The organism is Stappia albiluteola (assembly GCF_014050225.1).
Taxonomy (GTDB): domain Bacteria; phylum Pseudomonadota; class Alphaproteobacteria; order Rhizobiales; family Stappiaceae; genus Hongsoonwoonella; species Hongsoonwoonella albiluteola.
Map to the genome: position 1 here is coordinate 183,788 of NZ_JACFXV010000053.1, position 21,737 is coordinate 205,524.

A 21,737-nucleotide genomic window follows, 5' to 3' on the forward strand; every position below is an offset into this window, starting at 1 on the left:
AAGCCACTGTCGCAGGCGTTTACTGGATCCCCGTTTTCACGGGGATGACACCTGAGTATGTGACAAGCGACCTGCCACGCCCTCCGACGTCATGCCGAGCGATGACCCGGGATGACAGGAGGGCCGGGCAATATTACCACCATGGCAATCTGCGGCAATTTGACGTACTTTACGTTGCGATTACAATCAGTTCGCCGTCAAATGGCAGGCGGCGACATGCAATTGGGGGTATTAGTCATGACGGATCGTTCCACCATGCCGGCGGCCGGTGGCCTGCCGTCCTACACAAGTGTCGTGCGAGACAAGTGGGTGCTGTTCCTGATCCTCGGCATCGTGCTGGTCATCGGCGGACTGCTGGCGATCACCGTGCCGCTCGCTTCTTCCATAGCCGTCGCCATCGTCATAGCCGCGGTGCTCGTCATCGGCGGTGTAGTGCAGATCTGGCAGTCCTTCTCGGTAAAGGGCTGGGGAGGCTTCCTGTGGCAACTGATTACCGGCATCGTTGCCCTGGTCGGCGGCGTGCTGATCTACGCCAACCCGGTCTTCGGCGCCCTGGCGCTCACCATCGTGGTCGCGGCGATCTTCATCGCGCAAGGCGCCTCGCAACTGGTGCTGGGCTTCCGCATCCGGCCGCATGACGGCTGGGGTTGGATCGTGACGGGCGGCGTCATCTCCATCCTTGCCGGCCTGATGATCTGGTTCGAGTTTCCCGTCTCCGGCACCTGGGCGCTCGGCCTGCTTGCGGGAATTTCGATCCTTTTCAACGGCTGGAGCTATATCGCTATCGCGTTGGCAGCCAGAAAGCTGGCTTGAGCCGGACCAATCCTTTCGAGGGCGTCTTCCGAGCTTTGTTGACTAAGGCCTAGCTTCCCGTTTCCCCCGGCCTTTGCTATAGGGGCCGCGCGACTGCCGCGCGGCCGGCTCCTTCGGGCGTCCGAACGCGGCGGCAAACCGGTTTCGCCGCGCGCTCCGCGCCGGTCCACTTCAAGCATGAGGTCAAGAGCATCATGGCAAAGATCAAGGTCGCCAATCCGGTCGTCGAGCTCGACGGCGACGAGATGACCCGGATCATCTGGCAGTTCATCAAGGACAAGCTGATCCACCCGTATCTCGATATCGACCTGAAATATTACGACCTCGGCATCGAAAAGCGCGACGAGACGAACGACCAGATCACCATCGACGCCGCCAATGCCATCAAGCAGTACGGCGTGGGCGTGAAATGCGCCACGATCACCCCGGACGAGGCCCGCGTCGAGGAATTCGGCCTCAAGAAGATGTGGAAGTCGCCGAACGGCACGATCCGCAACATCCTGGGCGGCGTGATCTTCCGCGAACCGATCATCATCAAGAACGTTCCGCGCCTGGTTCCGGGCTGGACGCAGCCGATCATCGTCGGCCGTCACGCCTTCGGCGACCAGTACCGCGCCACCGACTTCCGTTTCCCCGGCGCCGGCACGCTGACCATCAAGTTCACCGGCGCCGACGGCGAGGTGATCGAGCACGAGGTGTTCCAGGCTCCGGGCTCGGGCGTCGCCATGGCGATGTACAACCTCGACGATTCGATCCGCGACTTCGCCCGCGCCTCGATGAACTACGCGCTGAATCGCAAGGTCCCCTGCTACCTTTCCACCAAGAACACGATCCTCAAGGCCTATGACGGCCGCTTCAAGGACCTCTTCCAGGAAGTCTACGAGGCCGAGTTCAAGGCGAAGTTCGAAGCCGAGAAGATCTGGTACGAGCACCGCCTGATCGACGACATGGTCGCGTCCGCGCTGAAGTGGTCGGGCGGTTATGTCTGGGCCTGCAAGAACTACGACGGCGACGTCCAGTCCGACACGGTCGCCCAGGGCTTCGGCTCGCTCGGCCTGATGACCTCCGTGCTGATGACGCCGGACGGCAAGACCGTCGAGGCGGAAGCCGCGCACGGCACCGTCACGCGCCACTACCGCATGCACCAGAAGGGCGAGGAAACCTCGACCAACCCGATCGCCTCGATCTTCGCCTGGACGCGCGGCCTCGCCCATCGCGCCAAGCTGGACGACAATGCGGAACTGGCTGCCTTCGCCAACACGCTGGAGCGGGTGTGCATCGAGACGGTGGAAGCCGGCTTCATGACCAAGGACCTTGCCCTCCTCGTCGGCCCGGACCAGAAGTGGCTCACCACCAGCGGCTTCCTCGACAAGATCGACGCGAACCTGCAGAAGGCCATGGCCTGACCCGGGTTTTCCGGAACCGTTCTGGAGAAAGGCGCCGGTTTCGGCGCCTTTTTTCCTTTCAGGAAGACCCGTCCTTCCGCTCGTCCTCGACGAACAGCCCGGGCTCCTCCGTTTCCGCCACATCCGCCGCCTGTCCGGCGTCCTCCACCTCTTCGGCAGTCTGAACCTCTTCCTGCTCCAGTTCCTCCTCGGCGATATCGACATCGTCATAAGGGGTCAGCCGGGCGCGTTCCTCGGCTTCTTTCAGGATGCGGTCGGCAAGCTGGGGCTTGCGCATCATCAGATTGTGCAGATCGGAGGCTTCCAGCACCATCAGGCTCGTGCGCTGCTGCGCGGTAGTGGTCGCCGCCCGCTTGCGCCGGCCCAATATCGCCATCTCACCGAAGAAGGCGCCCTCGCCCAGTTCCAGCTTCGAATGGCCGAGATCGACTTCCACCAGACCATCGGCGATGAAATACATGCTTTCGGCCTGTTCGCCCTGGCGCGTGATCACCTCGCCCGCCGGCACGGATATCGCCCGCAGCAGCTTGGCAATCTCGGCGACTTCCGTCGCCTTCAGGTCCTCAAACAGCGGCACGCGGGCAACCATCGACCAGGTGACGACGAATTCGCGCGAATGGATCTCGCGGGCGAAAGCGGTCGCGATGATGCCGATGGGAAGCGCGAACAGGCCATAGCCGGTCAGCATGACCACACCGCCCAATACCTTGCCGGCCGGCGTGATCGGCACGACGTCGCCGTAGCCGACCGTCGTCAGCGTCGCCAGCGCCCACCACATCGCCTCGGGAATGGAGCCGAATTTCTCCGGCTGGGCATGGCGCTCCACCAGATACATGCCGGTCGCCGCCACCAGCACCACACCGAAGATGATGACGAAGCTCGCCATCAGCGCGTGGCGTTCCTGCACGATCGCATTGATGAGCGAGCGCAGCGCCGGCGAATAACGGGCGAGCTTCAGGAAACGCACCAGACGGATGATGACGATCGTCTTCAGCGCCGCATCCGGCAGGAAAACGGCGGCGATGAACGGCAATACGGCCAACAGATCAATCAGCGCGGCGGGTTGCAGCGCATAGTGCAGCCTCGCGCCGAAGGGCCCGAAACGGCGTAGCGGCGGATGCAGGTCGGCAACCCAGAGGCGGGCCGCATATTCCGCCAGGAACACGATGCCCGCGATCGCCTCGGCCATTCCGAACAGGCGGTCATGGGCCTGCGCCAGCTCCGGCACCGTGTCGAGCAGCGCAACGACGACCGTCAGCAGAATGAAGACGACAAGGACGAGATTGACCCGCCGGCCGAGCGGATCTCCCGTTACCCCCTTCTCCAGAAGCCGGTAAGCGAATGCCTTGGCGCTGTCCTCTTTCAACGTGCTCGACTGCCCTTTCGCGTTCGACACGCCCATGGCCTGCCCGGGGTTCGAACGGCTCATGGTCGGGCGGCGCTGCGGATAAAGCAAGTGGGGTCTGACACGAAGGCGCCGGGTTCGGCCGCGGTCGGTCATCATATCGTGACACCGCCGGCGCACGCCCTGCACTGGCAATCAGCCGCGACTGCCTTAGCTAATCTAACAGACACGATGAGTTCGGCCGCAGAGGCAGTCCCGTGAAGCGGCCAGCCCTGCAGGCCCGTCTCCAACGAAAGGAAACAGCCATGGCCGAAATCGACACCGACAAAGCCCGGGGAGGCACCACAACGCCCCGGCACGTGGTGACGAAGATGCTCGCCATCTCCACCGCGCTCGCAGCGGTCGCCCTGTTCGTCGTCCTGGCCGTCAGCTGACGCCAACGCGCCTCAGGCAGGTCAGCCGGCGGCAATCGCCGCAGCAATCGCCTCGATCGCCGCTTCCGCTTGCCCGGCATCCGTACCGCCGGCCTGCGCCATGTCGGGCCGTCCACCACCGCCCCGGCCGCCAAGCACCTCGGAGCCGGCTTTCACCAGGTCAACCGCGTTGAATCGAGCCGTCAGGTCTTCGGTGACGCCGACCACGATCGCCGCCTTGTTGTCTTCCGCACGGCTCACGAGCACCACAACGCCGGAGCCCAGGGCCTTCTTGCCATCATCGGCAATCCCCTTGAGGTCCTTCGGGTTGATGCCGTCGACGACGCGCGCCATCAGCTTCACGCCGCCGACCTCGCGCACGGCCTCGCCGCCTGCGGCAGCGCCGCCGCCCATGGCGAGCTTCTTCTTCGCCTCGGCCAGCTCGCGCTCGAGCTTGCGGCGTTCCTCGACCAGCACCGCAACGCGGGACGCCGCATCGGCCGGCGCGACCTTGAGGATGCCGGCGATTTCACGCAGCCGCGCGTCCTGGCCTTCCAGATATTCGCGCGCCGCAGCGCCCGTCAGCGCCTCCAGGCGCCGGACGCCGGCCGCAACCGCACCTTCGGAGACCAGCGTTACCAGGCCGATGTCGCCCGTGCGCCGCACATGGGTGCCGCCGCACAGTTCCAGCGAATAGGTCTTGCCTGCCTTTTCGCCCTGGGTCGCCGTTCCCATCGAAACGACGCGAACCTCATCGCCGTATTTTTCGCCGAAAAGCGCCATCGCGCCCTGCTCGATCGCCTCGTCGACGCCCATCAGCCGCGTCTCGACCGGCGCGTTCTGCAGCACGACCGAATTGGCGATCGCCTCGACCTCGCGAAGCTCTTCCGCCTCGATCGGCTTGGGATGGGAGAAGTCGAAGCGCAACCGCTCGGCGTTCACCAGCGAACCCTTCTGCGCCACATGAGTGCCGAGCACTTCGCGCAGCGCCTCGTGCAGCAGGTGGGTTGCCGAGTGGTTGGCGCGGATGGCGCCACGCCGGCCATGATCGACGTCCATCTCGACCGCAAGGCCGTTTGTCAGGTTGCCCAGTTCCACGGTTACCGAATGGACGAAGAGACCGTCGGCCTTCTTCTGCGTATCGGTGACGACCGCCCGCATGCCCGGCGCAGTCATCACGCCGGTGTCGCCCACCTGACCGCCGGACTCACCGTAGAACGGCGTCTGGTTGACCACGACGAAGCCACTCTGGCCCGCCTTCAGTTCCATCACCTCGCCGTTGTCGCGCACCATCGCTGTCACGACGCCCTCGGCCGATTCCGTCTCGTAGCCCAGGAACTCGGTCGCGCCGAGCCGTTCCTTCAGCCCGAACCAGATCGTGTCGGTCGCCGCTTCGCCGGAGCCCGCCCAGGCGGCGCGCGCCTCCGCCTTCTGGCGCTCCATGGCGCGGCCGAAAGCGTCCGTGTCAACGGAAATGCCGCGGGCGCGCAGCGCATCCTGCGTCAGGTCGAGCGGGAAGCCATATGTGTCGTAGAGGCGGAACGCCGTCTCGCCGTCGAGTTCCTGGCCCTCGGCCATATCGGCCGTGGCGTCGTCCAGCAGCGTCAGGCCGCGCTCCAGCGTCTTGCGGAAGCGCGTCTCCTCCAGCCGCAGCGTCTCGGTGATCAGCGCCTCGGCGCGCTGCAGTTCCGGATAGGCGCGGCCCATCTCCCGCATCAGGGCCGGCACCAGCTTCCACATCAGGGGCTCGGCGGCGCCCAGCAGATGCGCATGGCGCATGGCGCGACGCATGATGCGGCGAAGCACATAGCCACGGCCCTCGTTGGAGGGAAGCACGCCGTCGGCGATCAGGAAGCTCGTGGAGCGCAGGTGATCGGCGATCACCCTGTGGCTTGCCCGCGCCTTGCCTTCCGCGTCGACGCCGGTCGCATTCACGGAAGCCGAGATCAGCGCGCGGAACAGGTCGATATCGTAGTTGTCATGCACGCCCTGCATCACGGCCGCGATGCGTTCCAGCCCCATGCCGGTGTCGATCGAGGGGCGCGGCAGTGACACGCGTTCGCCCGGCAACTGCTCGTATTGCATGAACACGAGGTTCCAGATCTCGATGAACCGGTCGCCGTCCTCTTCGGCCGAGCCCGGAGGGCCGCCCCAGATATGGTCGCCGTGGTCGTAGAAGATTTCCGAGCAGGGGCCGCAGGGGCCCGTGTCGCCCATCGCCCAGAAATTGTCGGACGTGGCGATGCGGATGATGCGGCTGTCTGAAAGGCCGGCGATCTTCTTCCACAGGTCGAAGGCCTCGTCGTCCTCGGCGAAGACTGTGACAAGCAGGCGGTCCTTCGGCAGGCCGAATTCCCTGGTGATCAGGTTCCAGGCCAGCTCGATCGCGCGATCCTTGAAATAGTCGCCGAAAGAGAAATTGCCCAGCATCTCGAAGAAGGTGTGATGGCGGGCGGTGTAGCCGACATTGTCGAGATCGTTGTGCTTGCCGCCGGCACGCACGCATTTCTGGGCGGTAGCGGCGCGCTGGTAATCCCGCTTCTCCAGGCCGGTGAAGACGTTCTTGAACTGCACCATGCCGGCATTGGTGAACATCAGCGTCGGATCGTTGCGCGGCACCAGCGGGCTCGAACTGACGACCTCGTGGCCGTTGCCGGCAAAATAGTCGAGAAACGCCGACCGGATTTCGTTCACACCGCTCATGGGTCTTCTTTCACCTTCGCCTCGGGCGCGGGTGCCAGGCCTCGATACCTTTCACGAAAGGGCCGGGTGTCGTCCCGAAGCCGCCACGTCCCGGACGATGCCCGAACATGCCCTGAAAGCCGAAGTGCGCCCGCGCGGCGGCGCCGGCGTCAAGCCACCTCATGGGGCTCGCCCGGCGCGCCTGTTTTCACGCTCGACGCCTTATTATCCGCAGGCCGGAACACTGTCCAGCACCGCGCTCGCCTTCACGGGAGAGGGCTTATTCGTCGCCGCCGGAATAGTCGTCCTCGCCGGCCGCCGGATCGGTGATGCGATCGGCGATGAGACCGGCGTTCTGGCGGATCGCCAATTCGATCTCGTTCGCGACTTCCGGGTTCTCGCGCAGGAACTGCTTGGCATTCTCGCGGCCCTGGCCGAGGCGCTGGCTGTTATAGGAGAACCAGGCGCCCGACTTCTCGACGATGCCCCCCTTGACGCCAAGGTCGATCAACTCGCCCATCTTCGACACGCCTTCGCCATAGACGATATCGAATTCGACCTGCTTGAAGGGGGGAGCAAGCTTGTTCTTCACCACCTTCACGCGGGTCTGGTTGCCCACCACCTCGTCGCGGTCCTTGATGGACCCGATGCGGCGGATGTCGAGGCGGACAGAGGCGTAGAATTTCAGCGCGTTGCCGCCGGTCGTCGTCTCGGGCGAACCGAACATCACGCCGATCTTCATGCGGATCTGGTTGATGAAGATGACCATGCAGTTGGAGCGCGAGATCGAGGCCGTGAGCTTGCGCAGCGCCTGGCTCATCAGTCTCGCCTGCAGGCCGGGCAGGCTGTCGCCCATCTCGCCCTCCAGTTCCGCCTTCGGCGTGAGCGCGGCCACCGAATCGATCACCAGCACATCGATGGCGCCGGAGCGCACCAGCGTGTCGGCGATTTCCAGCGCCTGCTCGCCGGCGTCCGGCTGGGAGATCAGCAGGTCGTCGATACTGACGCCGAGCTTGCGGGCATAGATCGGGTCGAGCGCATGCTCGGCATCGACGAAGGCGCAGATGCCGCCCTTCTTCTGGGCTTCGGCGACAGTGTGGAGCGCCAGCGTCGTCTTGCCCGAGGACTCCGGTCCGTAGATTTCGACGATGCGGCCTCTCGGCAGGCCGCCGATGCCCAGCGCGATGTCGAGGCCGAGAGACCCGGTTGAAACCGTCTGCACCTCCACGGCCTGGCCCTGCCCGAGCCGCATGATCGAGCCCTTGCCGAAGGCGCGCTCGATCTGCGAAAGCGCGGCGTCCAGTGCTTTGGTCTTGTCCATCTGATTGCCCTCGACAAGGCGGAGTGTGCTTTGCGACATATGCTGACCTGCTCCTTATTCCACGTTTGCACCGGACGTTTCAATTCAAGGTTTTGTACTCTATTTGTTCCTGCTGGCCAAGCGCGAATATGTGCTTGAGAAGTTAAGGAATTATTTCAATGCGTTCGATGTATGTTCACCTGCGCGCAGCGATCAAGTTACGCTGCGGTAATTTGCTGCAGTGGCGGCTTGGCATGCCTTCGACGCGGCAGATTCGCGCAAGGCGCTTTACGCCCGCGCGAGCCCCTGCTACCGAATGGCCATGACGACAGTTGCACCCCGCCCCGGCGACTACCCGGTCGCTCTTTTCGGCGCGATCCATATGGATACGATCGCCCATGCCAACGTCACGATCCTGCGCGAGACGTCGACACCCGCCCGTTTCGAAACGCGGCCGGGCGGCGTGGCGGCAAATGTGGCGCGGGCCCTCGCGCGCCTGGGCTCGACCCCGGCACTGGTCGGCGCCGTCGGCCGCGACAGCAATGGCGAGGCCCTGCTGATGCGCCTTGCCGCGGAAGGCGTGAGCATCGCCGCCGTCATCCGCTCTCCCCTTCCGACAGGCCGCTACATCGCCCTGCACGATCCGGATGGCGGCCTGGCCGCCGCCGCCGTCGATGCGGCGATCACCGACCGGCTGGAGGCGGATGCCTTCCTGCCGCTTCACCCCGCCACCCGCAATGCCTCCTGCTGGTTCATCGAGGCGAACCTGCCGCCTCCCCTTCTGGAGAGCCTTCTGGACACCGCCGGCAGCCGGCGCGTCATCGCCGATGCCGTGTCACGCGCCAAGGCGGAACGGCTGAAGCCGTTTCTGCGAAGAATTGGCCTCCTCTTCTGCAACCGGGCAGAGGCATCCGTGCTGACCGGGCTGAACGAAGCTTCACCCGTCGCGGAGCTCGGCGAGGGCCTCCTCGGTCTTGGAGTCGGCGCCTGCTGCGTGATGGACGGGGCCGAGCCGATCGCCTATGGCGACCGCTCCGGCATTCGGCTCTACAGGCCGCTTGCCGCCAATCTTGTCGACGTGACGGGCGCCGGCGATGCGCTGATCGCCGCCTTCATCGCCGCCTCGCTGCAGGGGAAATCGGCGGACGCCTGCCTGCGATCCGGTTTGGCCGCGGCCGCCATCACGCTGGAATCGCCCGGCAGCGTGCCGGACAGCCTGTCCGCCGCCGCCATCACGGCGCGGCTGGCACGAAGCGAAGAACCCTCTGTGAGTGCATGAAGACGATGAGCGACCTCCTTACGATAGCACCGGAAGTCCGGGACGTTCTGGCCGCTGGCGGGCCGGTGGTCGCGCTGGAATCCACCATCGTCACCCATGGCATGCCCTGGCCGCGCAACGTGGAGACGGCACGCGAGGTGGAGGCGGATGTCCGCGCCGCCGGCGCAGTCCCGGCAACGATCGCCGTGCTGGACGGCGCGATCCGCATCGGTCTTTCCGGCCAGGAACTGGAGCGGCTGGCGCGCACCGACCACGTCATGAAATGCTCGCGCGCAGATCTCGCATTCGCGGTCGCTACCGGTCAGGCCGGCTCCACCACGGTCGCCGCCACCATGATGGCAGCCGAAGCGGCGGGCATCGCGGTTTTTGCAACCGGCGGCATCGGCGGTGTGCATCGCGGCGCCGAGCAGAGCTTCGACATCTCCGCCGATCTCGACGAACTGGCGCGCACGCCGGTCTGCGTGGTTTCAGCCGGCGCCAAGGCGCTGCTCGACCTGCCGAAAACGCTGGAAGTGCTGGAGACGCGCGGCGTTCCCGTCGTCGGCTATGGCACCGACGTCTTCCCCGCCTTCTGGTCGCGCGAGAGCGGCCTGCCGGCGCCCTACCGGCTCGACGATCCACAGGCGATTGCCCGGCTTCTCGCCACCCGACGGCTGATGGCCGGCCATGGCGGCGTGCTTGTCGCCAATCCGGTTCCGGCGGAGGCGGAGATTCCGGCCGCGGAAATGGAAGGCTACATCGCCGCCGCGCTGAAGGAAGCAGACCGCCGCGGCATCCGCGCCAAGGATGTCACGCCCTTCGTATTGTCGCTGATCCATGACCTCACAAGAGGCGCAAGCCTCGCCACCAACATCGCCCTTGTGCGCAACAACGCACGCCTTGCCGCGCAGATCGCGGTCGCCCTTGCGGAAAACGACTGATCTTCCTTTCCCTTCGTCAGGATTACGTCGCACTTCCCCTGCAAACTCTTGTACCGAAACGCCGATCACCCATGTAACCTAGCGGTTGTTTGTGGTTAGATCGGTATCGGCGGCACCGCGCAAAGGGGAGACCGGTGATGGATGAGACGAACCTTTCGCCCATGCAGTATCTCGACAAGGCCATGGGCCGGCTGCGGGAAATGGGGCTCTTGCCCGAGAAGGGAACGGCGGAGGCGCCGATCACCGCACTGCTGCAGCAGATCTCCGAACTATCTCCCGACAAGATCGCCGTGATCACCCGCACTCTTGGTCAGGCGTCCACCTTCAACGAGGTGGTGCGCAACGAGATCCAGGCGATGCAGATCGGCGAGCGCTACGAGGCGATCACCGAGGCCTTCAATTCCATTCGCGACGACGCCAAGTCGCTGGTCGACCAACTGGCCGACGGCAAGCTCTCCTTCCTGGAAAACCTCTCCAACACGTGGCGCGACATGACACGCGGCACGATCTCCGACCGGTTCGACAAGATCCGCGACACCTATACGGGCGTGGCGCACGACACCAGGGACCAGATCGAGCGCGAGCAGCGCATCCTCGAGGCCTATCGCGATTTCCGCGGCGCGCTGAAGCAGGCGGAGGTGCTGGCGCTGGAAGTGCTGAATACGGCGACCGGGCGCCTCGATACCTCCAAGATGAAGCTTGAAGCGGCCAGCAAGGCTGTCGCGGCCGCGTCCGGCGGCGATGCGGCGGAAAAGGCACGGCTGGAGCTTGCCCGCGACGAGCGCATGCGCCAGATGCAGGACGAGGAGAAACGCTATCAGATTGCCAAGGACCTCGCCGACAACCTGACCATCGGCTACAACACGTCCGAAGTGATCATGGCGCGGCTGATGCAGTCGACCAATGCCAAGGAGCGGGTCTATGCGCAGGCGGTCAGCTTCTTCTCCACCAACGAATCCGTGCTGACGGCGCTTAACGCCTCCTTTACGGGGCTGCAGGGCCTGCACGAATCCACCGAGACGCTGAACGCCATGAAGGAAGGCGTGTCGAAGAGCCTGGAGACCCTGTCGGAGATCGGCGACAAGGTTCAGGAGGCCGCGCTTCGGGCCGGATACGGGCCGACGGTCCAGGCAGCGGCGGTCAAGAAGCTTGTCGATTCGGTTATCAATTTTCAGGTCCACTCACGTGAGATCATCGCGGAGATGCGCGAGCAGGCGACCCGCAATTCCGACGAGATCCGCCACGCGGTGGAAGACGGCAAGCGCAGGCTGGCCAAGCTCGCGGCCGAAGGCAATGCACTTGGAGCGTCGTAGGGCGGAATTGCACGAAGCCAGAGGAGGTCGTAACGCCCGATCATGAGTGCCGAACCGCCCCGCCCGCCACTGGACGACCTGATGATGGCCATGGACGTGGTGGACACGCTGCGCCACGACGAGGCCATCGCCATCAAGGAACTGGCCGGCGAGGAACGGGACAAGGCGCTGATCGAACGGCTGCGCGAGATCTACGTCAGCCAGGGCATCGAGGTGCCCGACCGCATCCTGCGCGAGGGCGTGGAGGGACTGAAGGAAAACCGCTTCCTCTACACGCCGCCGGCGGCGGGCTTTTCCCGCAGCCTCGCCCTCGTCTATGTGCGTCGGCACGTCTGGGGCAAGTGGGCCGCGGTCACCTTTGCCGGACTGGTTGCCGCGTTTATCGCCTGGCAGGTCCTCGTCGTCGCGCCGGCCGAACGGCGGGCCGAGGAGCTTCGCATCGAGTTGAGCGAGACCCTGCCCGCCGACCTTCAGGCGGCGCGCGAACGCATCGATGCGCTCGCGGTTGACGAAAAGGTGAGGCTCGACGCCCTGATCATCGCCGAGGACGGTGCGCGCGCGGCGGCAGCAGGCGATGCCGCAACAGCCCGCAAGGCGCTGGCCGACCTGAAGGCGCTGGAAGCCGAGCTTGCCGCGGTCTTCGAGGTCCGCATCGTATCGCGGCCCGACACGCCGACGGGCCTTACCCGCATTCCCGATGCCAATCCCGACACGGAAAATTTCTACCTCGTCGTCGAGGCAGTTGCTCCGGACGGCAGCGTTCTGCCGCGCCAGATCACCTCGGAGGAGGATGGCAGGGCGAGCATGGTTTCGATCTGGGGACAACGCGTCGCGCCGCAGACCTTCGAGCGGGTGCGCCAGGACAAGCAGGACGACGGCATCGTGCAGGACAAGGTGCTCGGCCGCAAGGAGCGCGGCAGGCTGACGCCCGACTGGGCCATGCCGGTCCAGGACGGAGCGATCACCAAATGGTAGCCGATCTCGAACGGACTGAGGGGCCGGCATGCTGAGCGGGCGCGAGACACTCGGATCGATCGAAAAGGCGCTTGGCGAGCTGAAGCGCGAGGAAGCCGCCATCAACGCCCGGCTGGAGCGCTCCACCGCTCGCCTCGCCGAACTCGGCGAGGCATCGCTCGAGGCTTATCGCGAGCTCGCCCGTTTCCGGCTGACGGAGGAACAGGGGGCTGCCCTTGCCGGCCGGCTCGACGAAGCGGACCGCGAGGCCAAGCGCTACCTCGATGCGCGCGCCGCCCGGCTCGACGGGCTGGCGCAGGACCGCGCCGAACATGAGGCTGCAGCCCAGCAGCTTATGTCCGAACGCACCCGCATGGTGGCCGAGCGTGAAACCGCCGCCGACAGGCTGGACGACGTAATGGAGCGCGTCGACGACCGGCTTGCCGCCGATTCCGATTACATCGCCCGGAAGAAGGCGGCCGATATTGTCCGTTCGCGTGCCGAGGCGGCGCGTGCCAAGGCCAACCAGTCGGAGGAAGATCGCGACCAGAAGGGCATGGCCTACGAGTCCGATCCCCTCTTCCTCTATCTCTGGAACCGCGGCTTCGGCACGCCAGCCTATCGCTCCGGTGGCCTCATCCGCATGCTCGACCGCTGGGTGGCCGGCCTGATCCGCTTTCACGACGCGCGGCCCAACTACGCCATGCTGACGGAGATCCCGGTCCGCCTCGATGCCCATGCAACCGATCTGGAAAGGCAGGCGGAAGCCGAAATGCAGGCCCTTGCCGAACTGTCGCGCAAGGCCGCCAGTGAAATCGCCGGCGAGGACCTGGCGGGCCGGATAGCCAACCTCGACGCCGCCATTATGGAGATCACGGCGAAACTGGAGGCGACGGAAAGGGCGCTGTCAGGGCTTTCGGCGGATGAGCAAACGCTTCTCCAGGGCGAGGACGAGGATTTCCGGGAAGCCCAGGCCTCGCTTGCCCGTACGCTCAGTGCCGAGGACCTGCAAAGCCTTTGGAGCGATGCGCTGGCAACGCCCTCGCGCGAAGACGAGAAGATCGTCGATCGTATCCGGGAGATCGAGCAGGAGCTGGAGCAAGCGAGGGGCGATATCGAGCACGACCGCAGCCTGTTGCGCGACATTGCCCGCCGCCGCGACGAACTGGCGGAGGTGGCGCGCGAATTTCGGCGCTCCGGCTATGACGACTGGAATTCGACCTTCACAGACGACAGCCTCACGACGGTCCTTCTCGGCGAGCTGGTGAAAGGCGTCATCACAGCCGCCGACTACTGGGCCCGGGCCGAACGCTCGCATCGCTCCCGTAGCCCGCGCGGACGCGGCATCGGCTTTCCCGACGGCTTCGGCCTGCCCGGCTCCATGGGCGGTTCGCGCGGACGGTCGGGCGGCTTTCCGGGCGGCTGGGGTGGAGGCTCGTCACGCGGGGGCTTCAAGACCGGCAGCCGCATGGGCGGCGGCGGTTTCAAGACCGGCCGGACGTTTTAGCGCCTCGAAGGCGCTTTATCATATTTCAAGCGGCGGCCCGAGCTACCGCCTCGAGGTCGCCAAACCGACGGCGCGGAAACGACCGTCGAATATCGAGAATGCCGCTGCCCGACAAAAAAGCCGGCGCTGGTGCACCGGCTTCTTCGAACCCACAATCGGAAACGGCCGGGATCAGGCCTGACGCTCGGGGATCATGACGACGAGGCCGTCGAGCTCTTCCGTCACCTTGATCTGGCAGGAGAGCCGCGACGTCGGGCGGACGTCATAGGCGAAATCCAGCATGTCTTCTTCCATAGGCTGGGGCGAACCGGTCTTCGCAGCCCATTCATCGTCGACATAGACATGGCAGGTGGCGCAGGCGCAGGCGCCGCCGCATTCGGCCTCGATACCCTGCACCATGTTCTTGACCGCGTTTTCCATCACGGTGGAACCGATCGGCGCTTCGACTTCGTTCCGCGTCCCGTCGGGCGCGACATAGGTGATTTTCGGCATTTACACGCAGTCTCGCGAATTGGCAGTGGAGAAATCTGCCCCCCGACATAGCCAATCGCGATCAAAGGTCAAGCGCGGAACGCCGGCCTTCCGCTTACCGGACAGAAAGTAACGCTGCGTTTACGCGCCAATCAGTTTTCAAGCAGACCCGAGATAAAGCCGTTGGCCTCGCCGACCGCCGCCTTCAGCGCCATCAGGGAGCCCCGGCGGCCCGCGGCCGCCTCCATCTCGAGGCTTTCGGCCGCCATGGCGACCTTCCAGGCGCCGATACCGCGGGCGGAGCCCTTGATCGTATGCGCCTGCTCGCCGAGCACTTTCGTCTGCTCGGCCGCTTCCATGCGCTTCAGCACCAGTTCGCTCTGGCGCAGGAAGAGCCGCAGCACCTCCTGCTCGAGCGCCCGGTTGCCGAGTGTATGGCGCGCAAGATGCACCAGATCGACAGGCGCCCGGCCGCTGTCCTTTTCCCCGCCATCGTGGTTCTGCAGTACAGCCTGAACCATCGCTTTGCCCTTTCGTTCGCAACTGACGCGCCTTCGAGGCCACAGGCCTGTCTGCGCAGCTGAAGAAAGGATCGACGGAAAGTGCGAAAGACGCGGTTAAGGCGGCAGTGGATTAAGTTGGATAACGTTACGTCCGATCCAACAAAGTGATTTTTTGGTTAACAGAATGATTCAAATTGCGACAACGAACCTTCCCCATCTCATCCGCTCGCATCTGCGAAAGGGGCAGGATTTTCTTTGAATTTCGAGATAACCAACCGTTTCACCCATCGCGGGGCGAGGTCTGGCCGAGAACTTTCAGGCCCGCTTCCGTTAACCGACAAACGAGCCAGTCCGGCTTAATGGGGTTGGAAAACCAAGGTTCTGCCCAGCCTGCGGCGATGCAGGCGCGGATGGTCTGCGCGGAAATCTCCCGCCCTGCGGCATCGAACAAAGGCAGCTTGCCGCCCGCCTGGCCGAGGCCACGCCTTAGCCATTCGATCTGCGCCCGGGTCGGCTTTCGACGCGAGGGAGCGCGTCGGCCCGACACTTTTTTGCCTTGCGGAATCGGTTCAGCCAACCCGATTTTCGCCTTTTTTCCGACCATTTGTGGCTCCCGCTTAAAGCCGCAAATCCTTGTTCGCCGGAATTGATTGTGTCATTAGCTAAAGGGATGCGGCAAGGTGGGGCGAAGACTTTCCCGATCCATGTTCCAAGGATCGAGCGAGTGCGGCACTTCCTCCCAGCCCCGGACTGTGGCCAAATGCGTATAGTAAATGCGCGATGGCCCCAGTCGGTGGGAGTTTAATCCTTGGCGCACCGTGGCACGCAGCACGACTCGGTCTAGGCTGCGCGACCGGTGAGTTGAGAGTACGGACGCGAGGCAAGGTCACTATGGCAAATCCCCCGAAGGTGAAAGATCCGGCGGAAGCGGCTCTGTCTGCTGTCGAGGAAGCGCTGAAAATCGATTTCGGCGGTCCCGAGGAGACGGCGGGCGAAGCGCAGAAATCCGCGGATCAATCGGCTCCGCAAGCGCGCGCTCCAGGCGATGCCGCCGGCGCGCAGCGCGAGGCCGCACCGCCGCCGGAGGCAACCGGCGACGAGGGAGAAACCGGACAGAGCGGCCGCAAGCGGCGGGGCCGTGGCGGCGGACGCCCGACCTCGGCGGCCAATGACGACCGACGCTCGATCGGCAATCTCATCTACGCCCTGCAGCGCAAGCCATCCTCGGCTCCCTTCTGGGGTGCTCTCGTCCTTTCGGTCGCCTGGGGCGGCATCGGCTCGATGCTCGCTTTCTCCGCTTTCGGCGCCGAGGCCGAGGGCATCGGCAGCCTCGCCGACCTGACCAATTCGCCGGGCCTGGTCCTGGCACTCATCGCCGTCGTCGTTCCGGTCATCTTCTTCTGGGTAATGGCCATGATGATCTGGCGCGCCCAGGAAATGCGCATCGTCGCGCGCGGCATGACCGAGGTGGCGCTGCGGCTTGCCGAGCCGGAAGACGTCGCGAAGGAGTCGATCCTCTCCGTCGGCCAGGCGATCCGCCGCGAAGTCGCCGCCATGGGCGACGGTATCGAGCGTGCGATCGCGCGTGCGAGCGAACTCGAAGTGCTGGTGCACAATGAAGTCTCGTCGCTTGAGCGATCCTACAACGACAACGAGCTGAAGATCCGTTCGCTGATCGAGGAACTCGTTTCCCAGCGCGAAGCCGTGATCACCAATGCCGACCGCGTGCGCGATGCCCTTGCCGGCGCGCATGAGGCGCTGGTGTCCCAGCTTACGGCCTCCACCGACAAGTTCTCCAATTCCGTCGACAGCGCGACCGAGCGACTGACTGACGCGATCTCCGAGCGCGTCAGCGAACTGACCTCCAGCGTCGACGACCGTGTGGAGCATATCGCCTCGACCTTCAACTCTGCCGGTGTCGAGCTGATCGACAGCCTGACCGACCGCAGCGCCGACTACGTGGAACGGCTGACCTCGACCGGCAGCGAGCTGGTGGAGACCATGAACCGCACGGGTTCGGCCCTGACCGAAACCCTTGCCACCCGTGGCAACGACATCAACGAGCGCTTCAGCTCGACGGCGACGACCTTCATCGACGCCCTGTCGGAACGCGGCGACGACATCACCTCCACGCTCGCCTCCACCAGCAATCTCGTCATCGAGACACTGACGGCGCGCGGCCGCGAGATCACCTCCTCGCTCGCCGAAACGGGGAATTCGGTCGAGAGCGCCATTACCCAGCGCAGCGAAGAGATCACGGCGAACCTGTCTCTGACCAGCGGCCGCCTGATCGATACGATTTCCACGCGCACCGACGAACTGATCGCCACGGTCGACGACCGGGTGACGACGCTCGACCGCTCGCTCTCCTCCACCGGGGAGCAGGTGGTGGAAAGCATTTCCCGTCGCGGCCAGGAAGTCACCGACACCATCTCCATCAAGGGCACGGAAATCATCGACACCCTGTCGAGCCGGACCAACGAGGTGGCGGAAATCCTGCGCGGCACCGGCGAATCCATCGTGGTCGACCTGTCGCTGCGCGGCGGCGAGATCGCCTCGAAGCTGGACGAGACCGCGGCAAGCCTCACCGAGACGATTTCGGTGCGCGGCGGCGAACTGGCCGACCGTCTGGACCATGTCGGCAACAAGATCCACGAGGCGATCGCCGTCAACGGCGAGGCGCTCGACGAGCGGCTCAACGCCCGCGGCAAGGAGATCGCGGCCCTCATCGAGGACCAGACCTCGACCTTCCGCCAGACCATGGAAGCGGCATCCGGCGAGATCACCGGAACGCTTGCCCAGCAGTCGGCCTCGCTCGGCCACAAGCTGGCGCAGACCGGCACCGACCTTGCCGAGCTCATCGGCTCGCGCGGGGCGAAGGTCTCCCAGGAAATCGTCAATGCCGGCAACAAGTTCGTGGAAACGCTGGAGTCGCGCGGCGATACCCTGCAGGCGGGCCTCAGCGTCCGCATCGAGCAGCTTGAAGCGATCGTCGGCGAACGCGGCGACCAGTTGATCGTCTCCTTCGACGACCGCACCGCCCGTCTGGGCGAGACGCTCGACCGGCGGATCACCATGCTCGATACGCAGCTTGGTTCGCGCGCCGAGGCGATCGACGGAGCGATTTCCAACCGCACGGCGGCGCTCGAAGCGGCGCTTGAGACCCGCGCGGCCAACCTCGACGGCGCCCTTTCGGGCCATCTGGAAGCGCTCGGCTCGACGCTTGACCAGCGCATCGGCCATCTCGACGCCTCGCTCGACAGCCGCATTTCCAGCCTCGACAACACGCTCGACAGCCGGATCAGCACGCTGGATACGACTTTCGAAAGCCGTATCTCCGGGCTCGACGAAACGCTGGAGAAGCGCACGTTCTCGCTCAACGACACGCTGTTCGGCCGGCTGGAGGCGCTGGACGCCACACTCGCCGAACGGGCGGGCTCGCTTGGCGAAACGCTCGACAACCGCATCGAGACGCTGGACCTGACGCTGTCGCAGCGCACGGCCACATTCGAGGCGGCCTTGCAGTCGCGCACGTCCTTCCTTTCGGAGACGATCGAGACGCGCACCAACGCGCTTACCGAGGCGATCGAGACCCGCGCCGGCGCCCTGTCCGACGCAATCGAAAGCCGCACCGGCGCGCTGTCGCAGGCGCTGGAGACGCGCACCAACACCCTTTCGGAGACGATCGAAACCAGGGCAAGCGCCCTTTCCGACGCACTGGAAAGCAAGACGCTCACCCTCACCGACATCCTGGAAAACCGCACCAACGCGATCACCGCGCATCTCTCCGCCAAGGTGGACGAAGTTGGCGTGTCGCTCGGCAACCGCGCCGAGGAGATCGGCCGCAGCCTGACGGAGCGTTCGGGCGAGATCGGCGCGTCGATCCAGGCGCATCTGGTGGAATTCGAGAAATCCGTCGGCGACAAGGTGGAGAACGCCGCCATCGCACTGACGGAAAAGACCACGCACCTGGCCGAAACCATGTCGACCGGCGCGGAGAAGATCGACAAGGCGCTCGATGCACGCGGCCGCCAGATCAGCGAGACGCTGATCACGCGGACCCGCGAAATCGCGTCTGCTTTCGTCGAGGGCCAGAACGAGATGGCCGCAGCCCTCGACAAGCGGCTTGAGGACGCCGGTTCAGTACTCGCCCGACAGAGCCAGGAACTGACTGACACGCTGGCCGACCGGGTGGCCGAAATCAACGTTTCGCTCGGCTCCAAGGTGTTCGAGGTCGCAGAAACCCTCGACAGCCGCGCCGGCGATCTGGAGCGCATGCTTTCCGAGCGTCTCGCGGCGATTTCCGGCACGCTTGCTGCCGAAAGCGAAAAGGCCCGCATGACCGTCGGCGACGTGATCGGCCAGGCCGGCGAAACGCTGGAGAAGATCACCGGGTCGCTGTCCGGCGAGGGTGAAAAGCTGCGCACAACGATCGAAACGACGCTTGCCGAGGCGGTCGAAAAGCTCGGCAGCGAAGGCGGGCGCCTGCGCCACATCGTGCTCGGCTCGGTCGGCGAAGCGCGCGGCGTCCTGCAGGGCGAAAGCGCGAAGGCCGCCGAAAGCATCACGCAGGCGATCACCCAGGCAACCAGCACGCTCTCCGGCGAGAGCCTGCAGGTGCGCGACCTGGTGCTGACCGCCGTCAACGAGGCGGCCCGTTCGCTGGCTGCCGAGAGCGAGAAGGCGCGCGCGCTTTATGTCGGCACTCTCGCCGAGATGGCGAGCACGCTGACGAACGAGACCGACCGCACCCGTACCGACCTGTCGCGCACGGTAGCGGAAATCTCCGGTACGCTTGCCGCCGAAAGCGAGCAGGCCCGCCACGTCCTGTCGCAGACGAGCGAGGAGATCCGCAACCTGATCTCCGGCCAGGCGGACAGCGTGAAGGCGCGGGTGGCCGATGCCGTCCGCGAAGCCGCCGACGCCCTTTCGGAGCGCGGCAATGCAGTGGCGAACAACCTGCTTGCCCAGGCGGACGAGCTCAACCGGACACTGGGAGAGCGCTCGGCGGAACTCGGCACCCTCATCGGCACGGACGGCAACACGCTGGTCCAGGCGATCGAGGACCGCGCCCGCGAACTCACCTCGCGCGTTTCGGAAGTCCACAACGCGATCCTGGAGGCGATCACCGTCAAGGGCCGCGAGACCGCCGACAGCTTCGCCCGCAAGGGGCTGGAGACGACGCGGGCCATCGTCGAAGCCGGCGACGGCATCATTTCCGCGCTCGAGGACCGCAGCCGCTCGGCCGCCGACATCCTCACCGTCACCAAGACGCAGCTTGAGGAAGACATCGCGTCGATCCTCGACCGCCTGAACCAGGCCAACGGCATGCTCAGCGACGTGCTTGAGAAGGCCGGCGAGAATCTGGGCAATGTCGAGACGAGCCTGTCGCGCAGCGCCGGCGAGTTCCGCACCGCCGTGGACCGCGCGGTGCAGGAGACCGGCCGTTCGACGGATACAATCGGCAGCCAGGTCGAGGTACTGCGCGAGGTCTCCAACACCGTGCTGGCCGACATCACGTCGCTGGCCCGGCGCTTCGAGGACCAGAGCCGCCAGCTCAACGACGCGGCCAAGCATCTGGAAGAGACCAACACATCCGTTTCCTCACGCATCTCCGAACGCCGCACGGCAATCGAGGACGTCGCCGACACACTGCTGGCGAAAACGGAAGCGGTCGACACGCTGATGCGCAGCTTCACCGAGCAGCTTGGCGAGACGCTGGAATCCGCTGACGTGAAGAGCCGCGAAGTGACCGGCATGCTGGCCGCAGCCGCGGAAGCCGCTACCAGGGCCGTTACCGAGCAGTTCGAGTCCATGCGCATGTCTGCCGGCCTGGAAGGCCAGAAGGCCCGCGAGGCGGTTCGCGCCGCCGAGGACGAGATCGTCAGCGAAATGTCCCGCATGCTCGGCGAGGCGTCCGACAAGTTCACCGAAGCGACGACCCGCATGCGCGACGTCGCCCGCGAGGTGCACCGCGAACTGGAGGCGACCCGTGCCGAACTGAAGCGCGGTGTGCTCGACCTGCCCGAAGAAGCGGAGGCTTCAACCGCCGCGCTCCGCAAGGTCATCAGCGAGCAGGTCCGGGCCCTTGGCGAGCTTTCCGAGATCGTCGCCAAGCAATCGAACTCGCTCGACGTGTCGCGCGGTTCCGACCGGGTGCAGGCAAACTCCCTGGGGGCAGCGCGTGTCGCACCGCCGCCGCAGCCTGCCCCGCTGAAGGATCAGCCTGCCACGCCGCAGCTGACGCGGCAGTCGCCGACACCGGCGGCGGCACCGCAGCCTGCCCATCAGCCGATCCGGGGCGAGTTGCGTCGCACGACGCTCTCCGACTTCGAGCAGCCGAAGGCGGAAGCCGCTCAGGCACCGCAGGGCAAGGGCTGGGTCAGCGACCTGCTGCGCCGAGCTTCGCGCGCCGACGGCGGCGAGGAGCGGCCGCGGTCCGAAACGGCCAGCCGCACGCCACTGCATATGGTCGAATCGCTCAACAGCCTGTCCATGGACATCGCCCGGGCGATCGACCACGAGACCTTCCTCGACCTGTGGGAGCGCTACAAGCGGGGCGAGCGGCACGTCTTCACCCGCCGTCTCTATACACTGCAGGGTCAGCAGACCTTCGACGAAATCCGCCAGAAATACAGCCGCGACGCCGAATTCCGCGACGCCGTGGACCGCTATATCCGCGATTTCGAGCAACTGCTGAGCCAGGTGTCGCGCAACGACCGCGACAATATGCTGGGCCAGACGTATCTGACCTCCGATACCGGCAAGGTCTATACGATGCTTGCCCATGCAAGCGGCCGTCTCGACTGAGCAGCCGAAGGCAGAACCGAT

Annotated in this window: 15 protein-coding genes; 9 read left to right on the plus strand and 6 right to left on the minus strand. The window is 65.3% G+C overall.

Going from position 1 to position 21,737, the window contains the following annotated elements; genetic code table 11:
* Positions 1-237: 237 nt before the first annotated feature.
* The gene (locus H2509_RS11290) at positions 238-813 is read left to right on the plus strand and encodes an HdeD family acid-resistance protein (RefSeq protein ID WP_235974866.1); all 576 of its coding nucleotides are present in this window, start codon (positions 238-240) and stop codon (positions 811-813) included.
* A 194-nt stretch (positions 814-1,007) separates the two neighbouring features.
* Entirely contained in the window at positions 1,008-2,219 is a 1,212-nt protein-coding gene (locus H2509_RS11295; RefSeq protein ID WP_182165291.1) for an NADP-dependent isocitrate dehydrogenase, read from the plus strand.
* Positions 2,220-2,277: 58 nt separating this feature from the next.
* On the opposite strand, the gene H2509_RS11300 is transcribed toward H2509_RS11295, so the two are convergent.
* Positions 2,278-3,648 carry a cyclic nucleotide-gated ion channel gene (locus H2509_RS11300; RefSeq protein ID WP_209001915.1) on the minus strand — a complete coding sequence of 457 codons (1,371 nt, stop codon included), beginning with the start codon at positions 3,646-3,648 and terminating at the stop codon, positions 2,278-2,280.
* A gap of 221 nt (positions 3,649-3,869) precedes the next feature.
* On the opposite strand from H2509_RS11300, the gene H2509_RS21075 reads away from it, so the two are divergent.
* Positions 3,870-3,998, plus strand: coding sequence for a hypothetical protein (locus H2509_RS21075; protein ID WP_268925932.1), 129 nt, complete (start codon positions 3,870-3,872; stop codon positions 3,996-3,998).
* 21 nt (positions 3,999-4,019) lie between these two features.
* On the opposite strand, the gene alaS is transcribed toward H2509_RS21075, so the two are convergent.
* The gene (gene alaS, locus H2509_RS11305; protein WP_182165294.1) at positions 4,020-6,680 is read right to left on the minus strand and encodes an alanine--tRNA ligase; all 2,661 of its coding nucleotides are present in this window, start codon (positions 6,678-6,680) and stop codon (positions 4,020-4,022) included.
* Positions 6,681-6,939: 259 nt separating this feature from the next.
* Positions 6,940-8,019, minus strand: a complete 1,080-nt coding sequence (gene recA, locus H2509_RS11310) for a recombinase RecA (protein ID WP_182165296.1) — start codon at positions 8,017-8,019, stop codon at positions 6,940-6,942.
* A gap of 262 nt (positions 8,020-8,281) precedes the next feature.
* Here recA and H2509_RS11315 point away from each other — a divergent pair, with 262 nt between their 5' ends.
* The 5 genes from H2509_RS11315 to H2509_RS11335 all read left to right on the plus strand — a co-directional run bounded on the left by H2509_RS11315 (position 8,282) and on the right by H2509_RS11335 (position 13,932).
* The gene (locus H2509_RS11315) at positions 8,282-9,238 is read left to right on the plus strand and encodes a PfkB family carbohydrate kinase (RefSeq protein WP_182165299.1); all 957 of its coding nucleotides are present in this window, start codon (positions 8,282-8,284) and stop codon (positions 9,236-9,238) included.
* A gap of 5 nt (positions 9,239-9,243) precedes the next feature.
* Complete coding sequence (locus H2509_RS11320) at positions 9,244-10,158, plus strand: pseudouridine-5'-phosphate glycosidase (RefSeq protein ID WP_209001916.1); 915 nt, start codon at positions 9,244-9,246, stop codon at positions 10,156-10,158.
* A gap of 137 nt (positions 10,159-10,295) precedes the next feature.
* Positions 10,296-11,471: a cell surface protein gene (locus tag H2509_RS11325; protein WP_182165306.1), complete on the plus strand. Its 1,176-nt coding sequence runs from the start codon at positions 10,296-10,298 to the stop codon at positions 11,469-11,471.
* A 42-nt stretch (positions 11,472-11,513) separates the two neighbouring features.
* Complete coding sequence (locus tag H2509_RS11330; protein ID WP_182165308.1) at positions 11,514-12,446, plus strand: DUF6384 family protein; 933 nt, start codon at positions 11,514-11,516, stop codon at positions 12,444-12,446.
* A gap of 28 nt (positions 12,447-12,474) precedes the next feature.
* A complete protein-coding gene (locus H2509_RS11335; protein ID WP_182165311.1) occupies positions 12,475-13,932 on the plus strand; it encodes a coiled-coil domain-containing protein in 1,458 nt (485 codons plus the stop codon).
* 171 nt (positions 13,933-14,103) lie between these two features.
* Here the strand turns inward: H2509_RS11335 and H2509_RS11340 are convergent, their stop codons facing one another.
* The 3 genes from H2509_RS11340 to H2509_RS11350 all read right to left on the minus strand — a co-directional run bounded on the left by H2509_RS11340 (position 14,104) and on the right by H2509_RS11350 (position 15,510).
* A complete protein-coding gene (locus tag H2509_RS11340; protein ID WP_182165313.1) occupies positions 14,104-14,424 on the minus strand; it encodes a 2Fe-2S iron-sulfur cluster-binding protein in 321 nt (106 codons plus the stop codon).
* 131 nt (positions 14,425-14,555) lie between these two features.
* The gene (locus tag H2509_RS11345) at positions 14,556-14,924 is read right to left on the minus strand and encodes an Hpt domain-containing protein (protein ID WP_182165316.1); all 369 of its coding nucleotides are present in this window, start codon (positions 14,922-14,924) and stop codon (positions 14,556-14,558) included.
* Positions 14,925-15,186: 262 nt separating this feature from the next.
* A complete protein-coding gene (locus H2509_RS11350) occupies positions 15,187-15,510 on the minus strand; it encodes a hypothetical protein (RefSeq protein WP_209001917.1) in 324 nt (107 codons plus the stop codon).
* A 287-nt stretch (positions 15,511-15,797) separates the two neighbouring features.
* Between H2509_RS11350 and H2509_RS11355 the strand changes: the two genes are divergently transcribed.
* Positions 15,798-21,716 carry an apolipoprotein A-IV repeat region-like domain-containing protein gene (locus H2509_RS11355; protein WP_182165319.1) on the plus strand — a complete coding sequence of 1,973 codons (5,919 nt, stop codon included), beginning with the start codon at positions 15,798-15,800 and terminating at the stop codon, positions 21,714-21,716.
* The last annotated feature ends 21 nt before the right edge of the window (positions 21,717-21,737 follow it).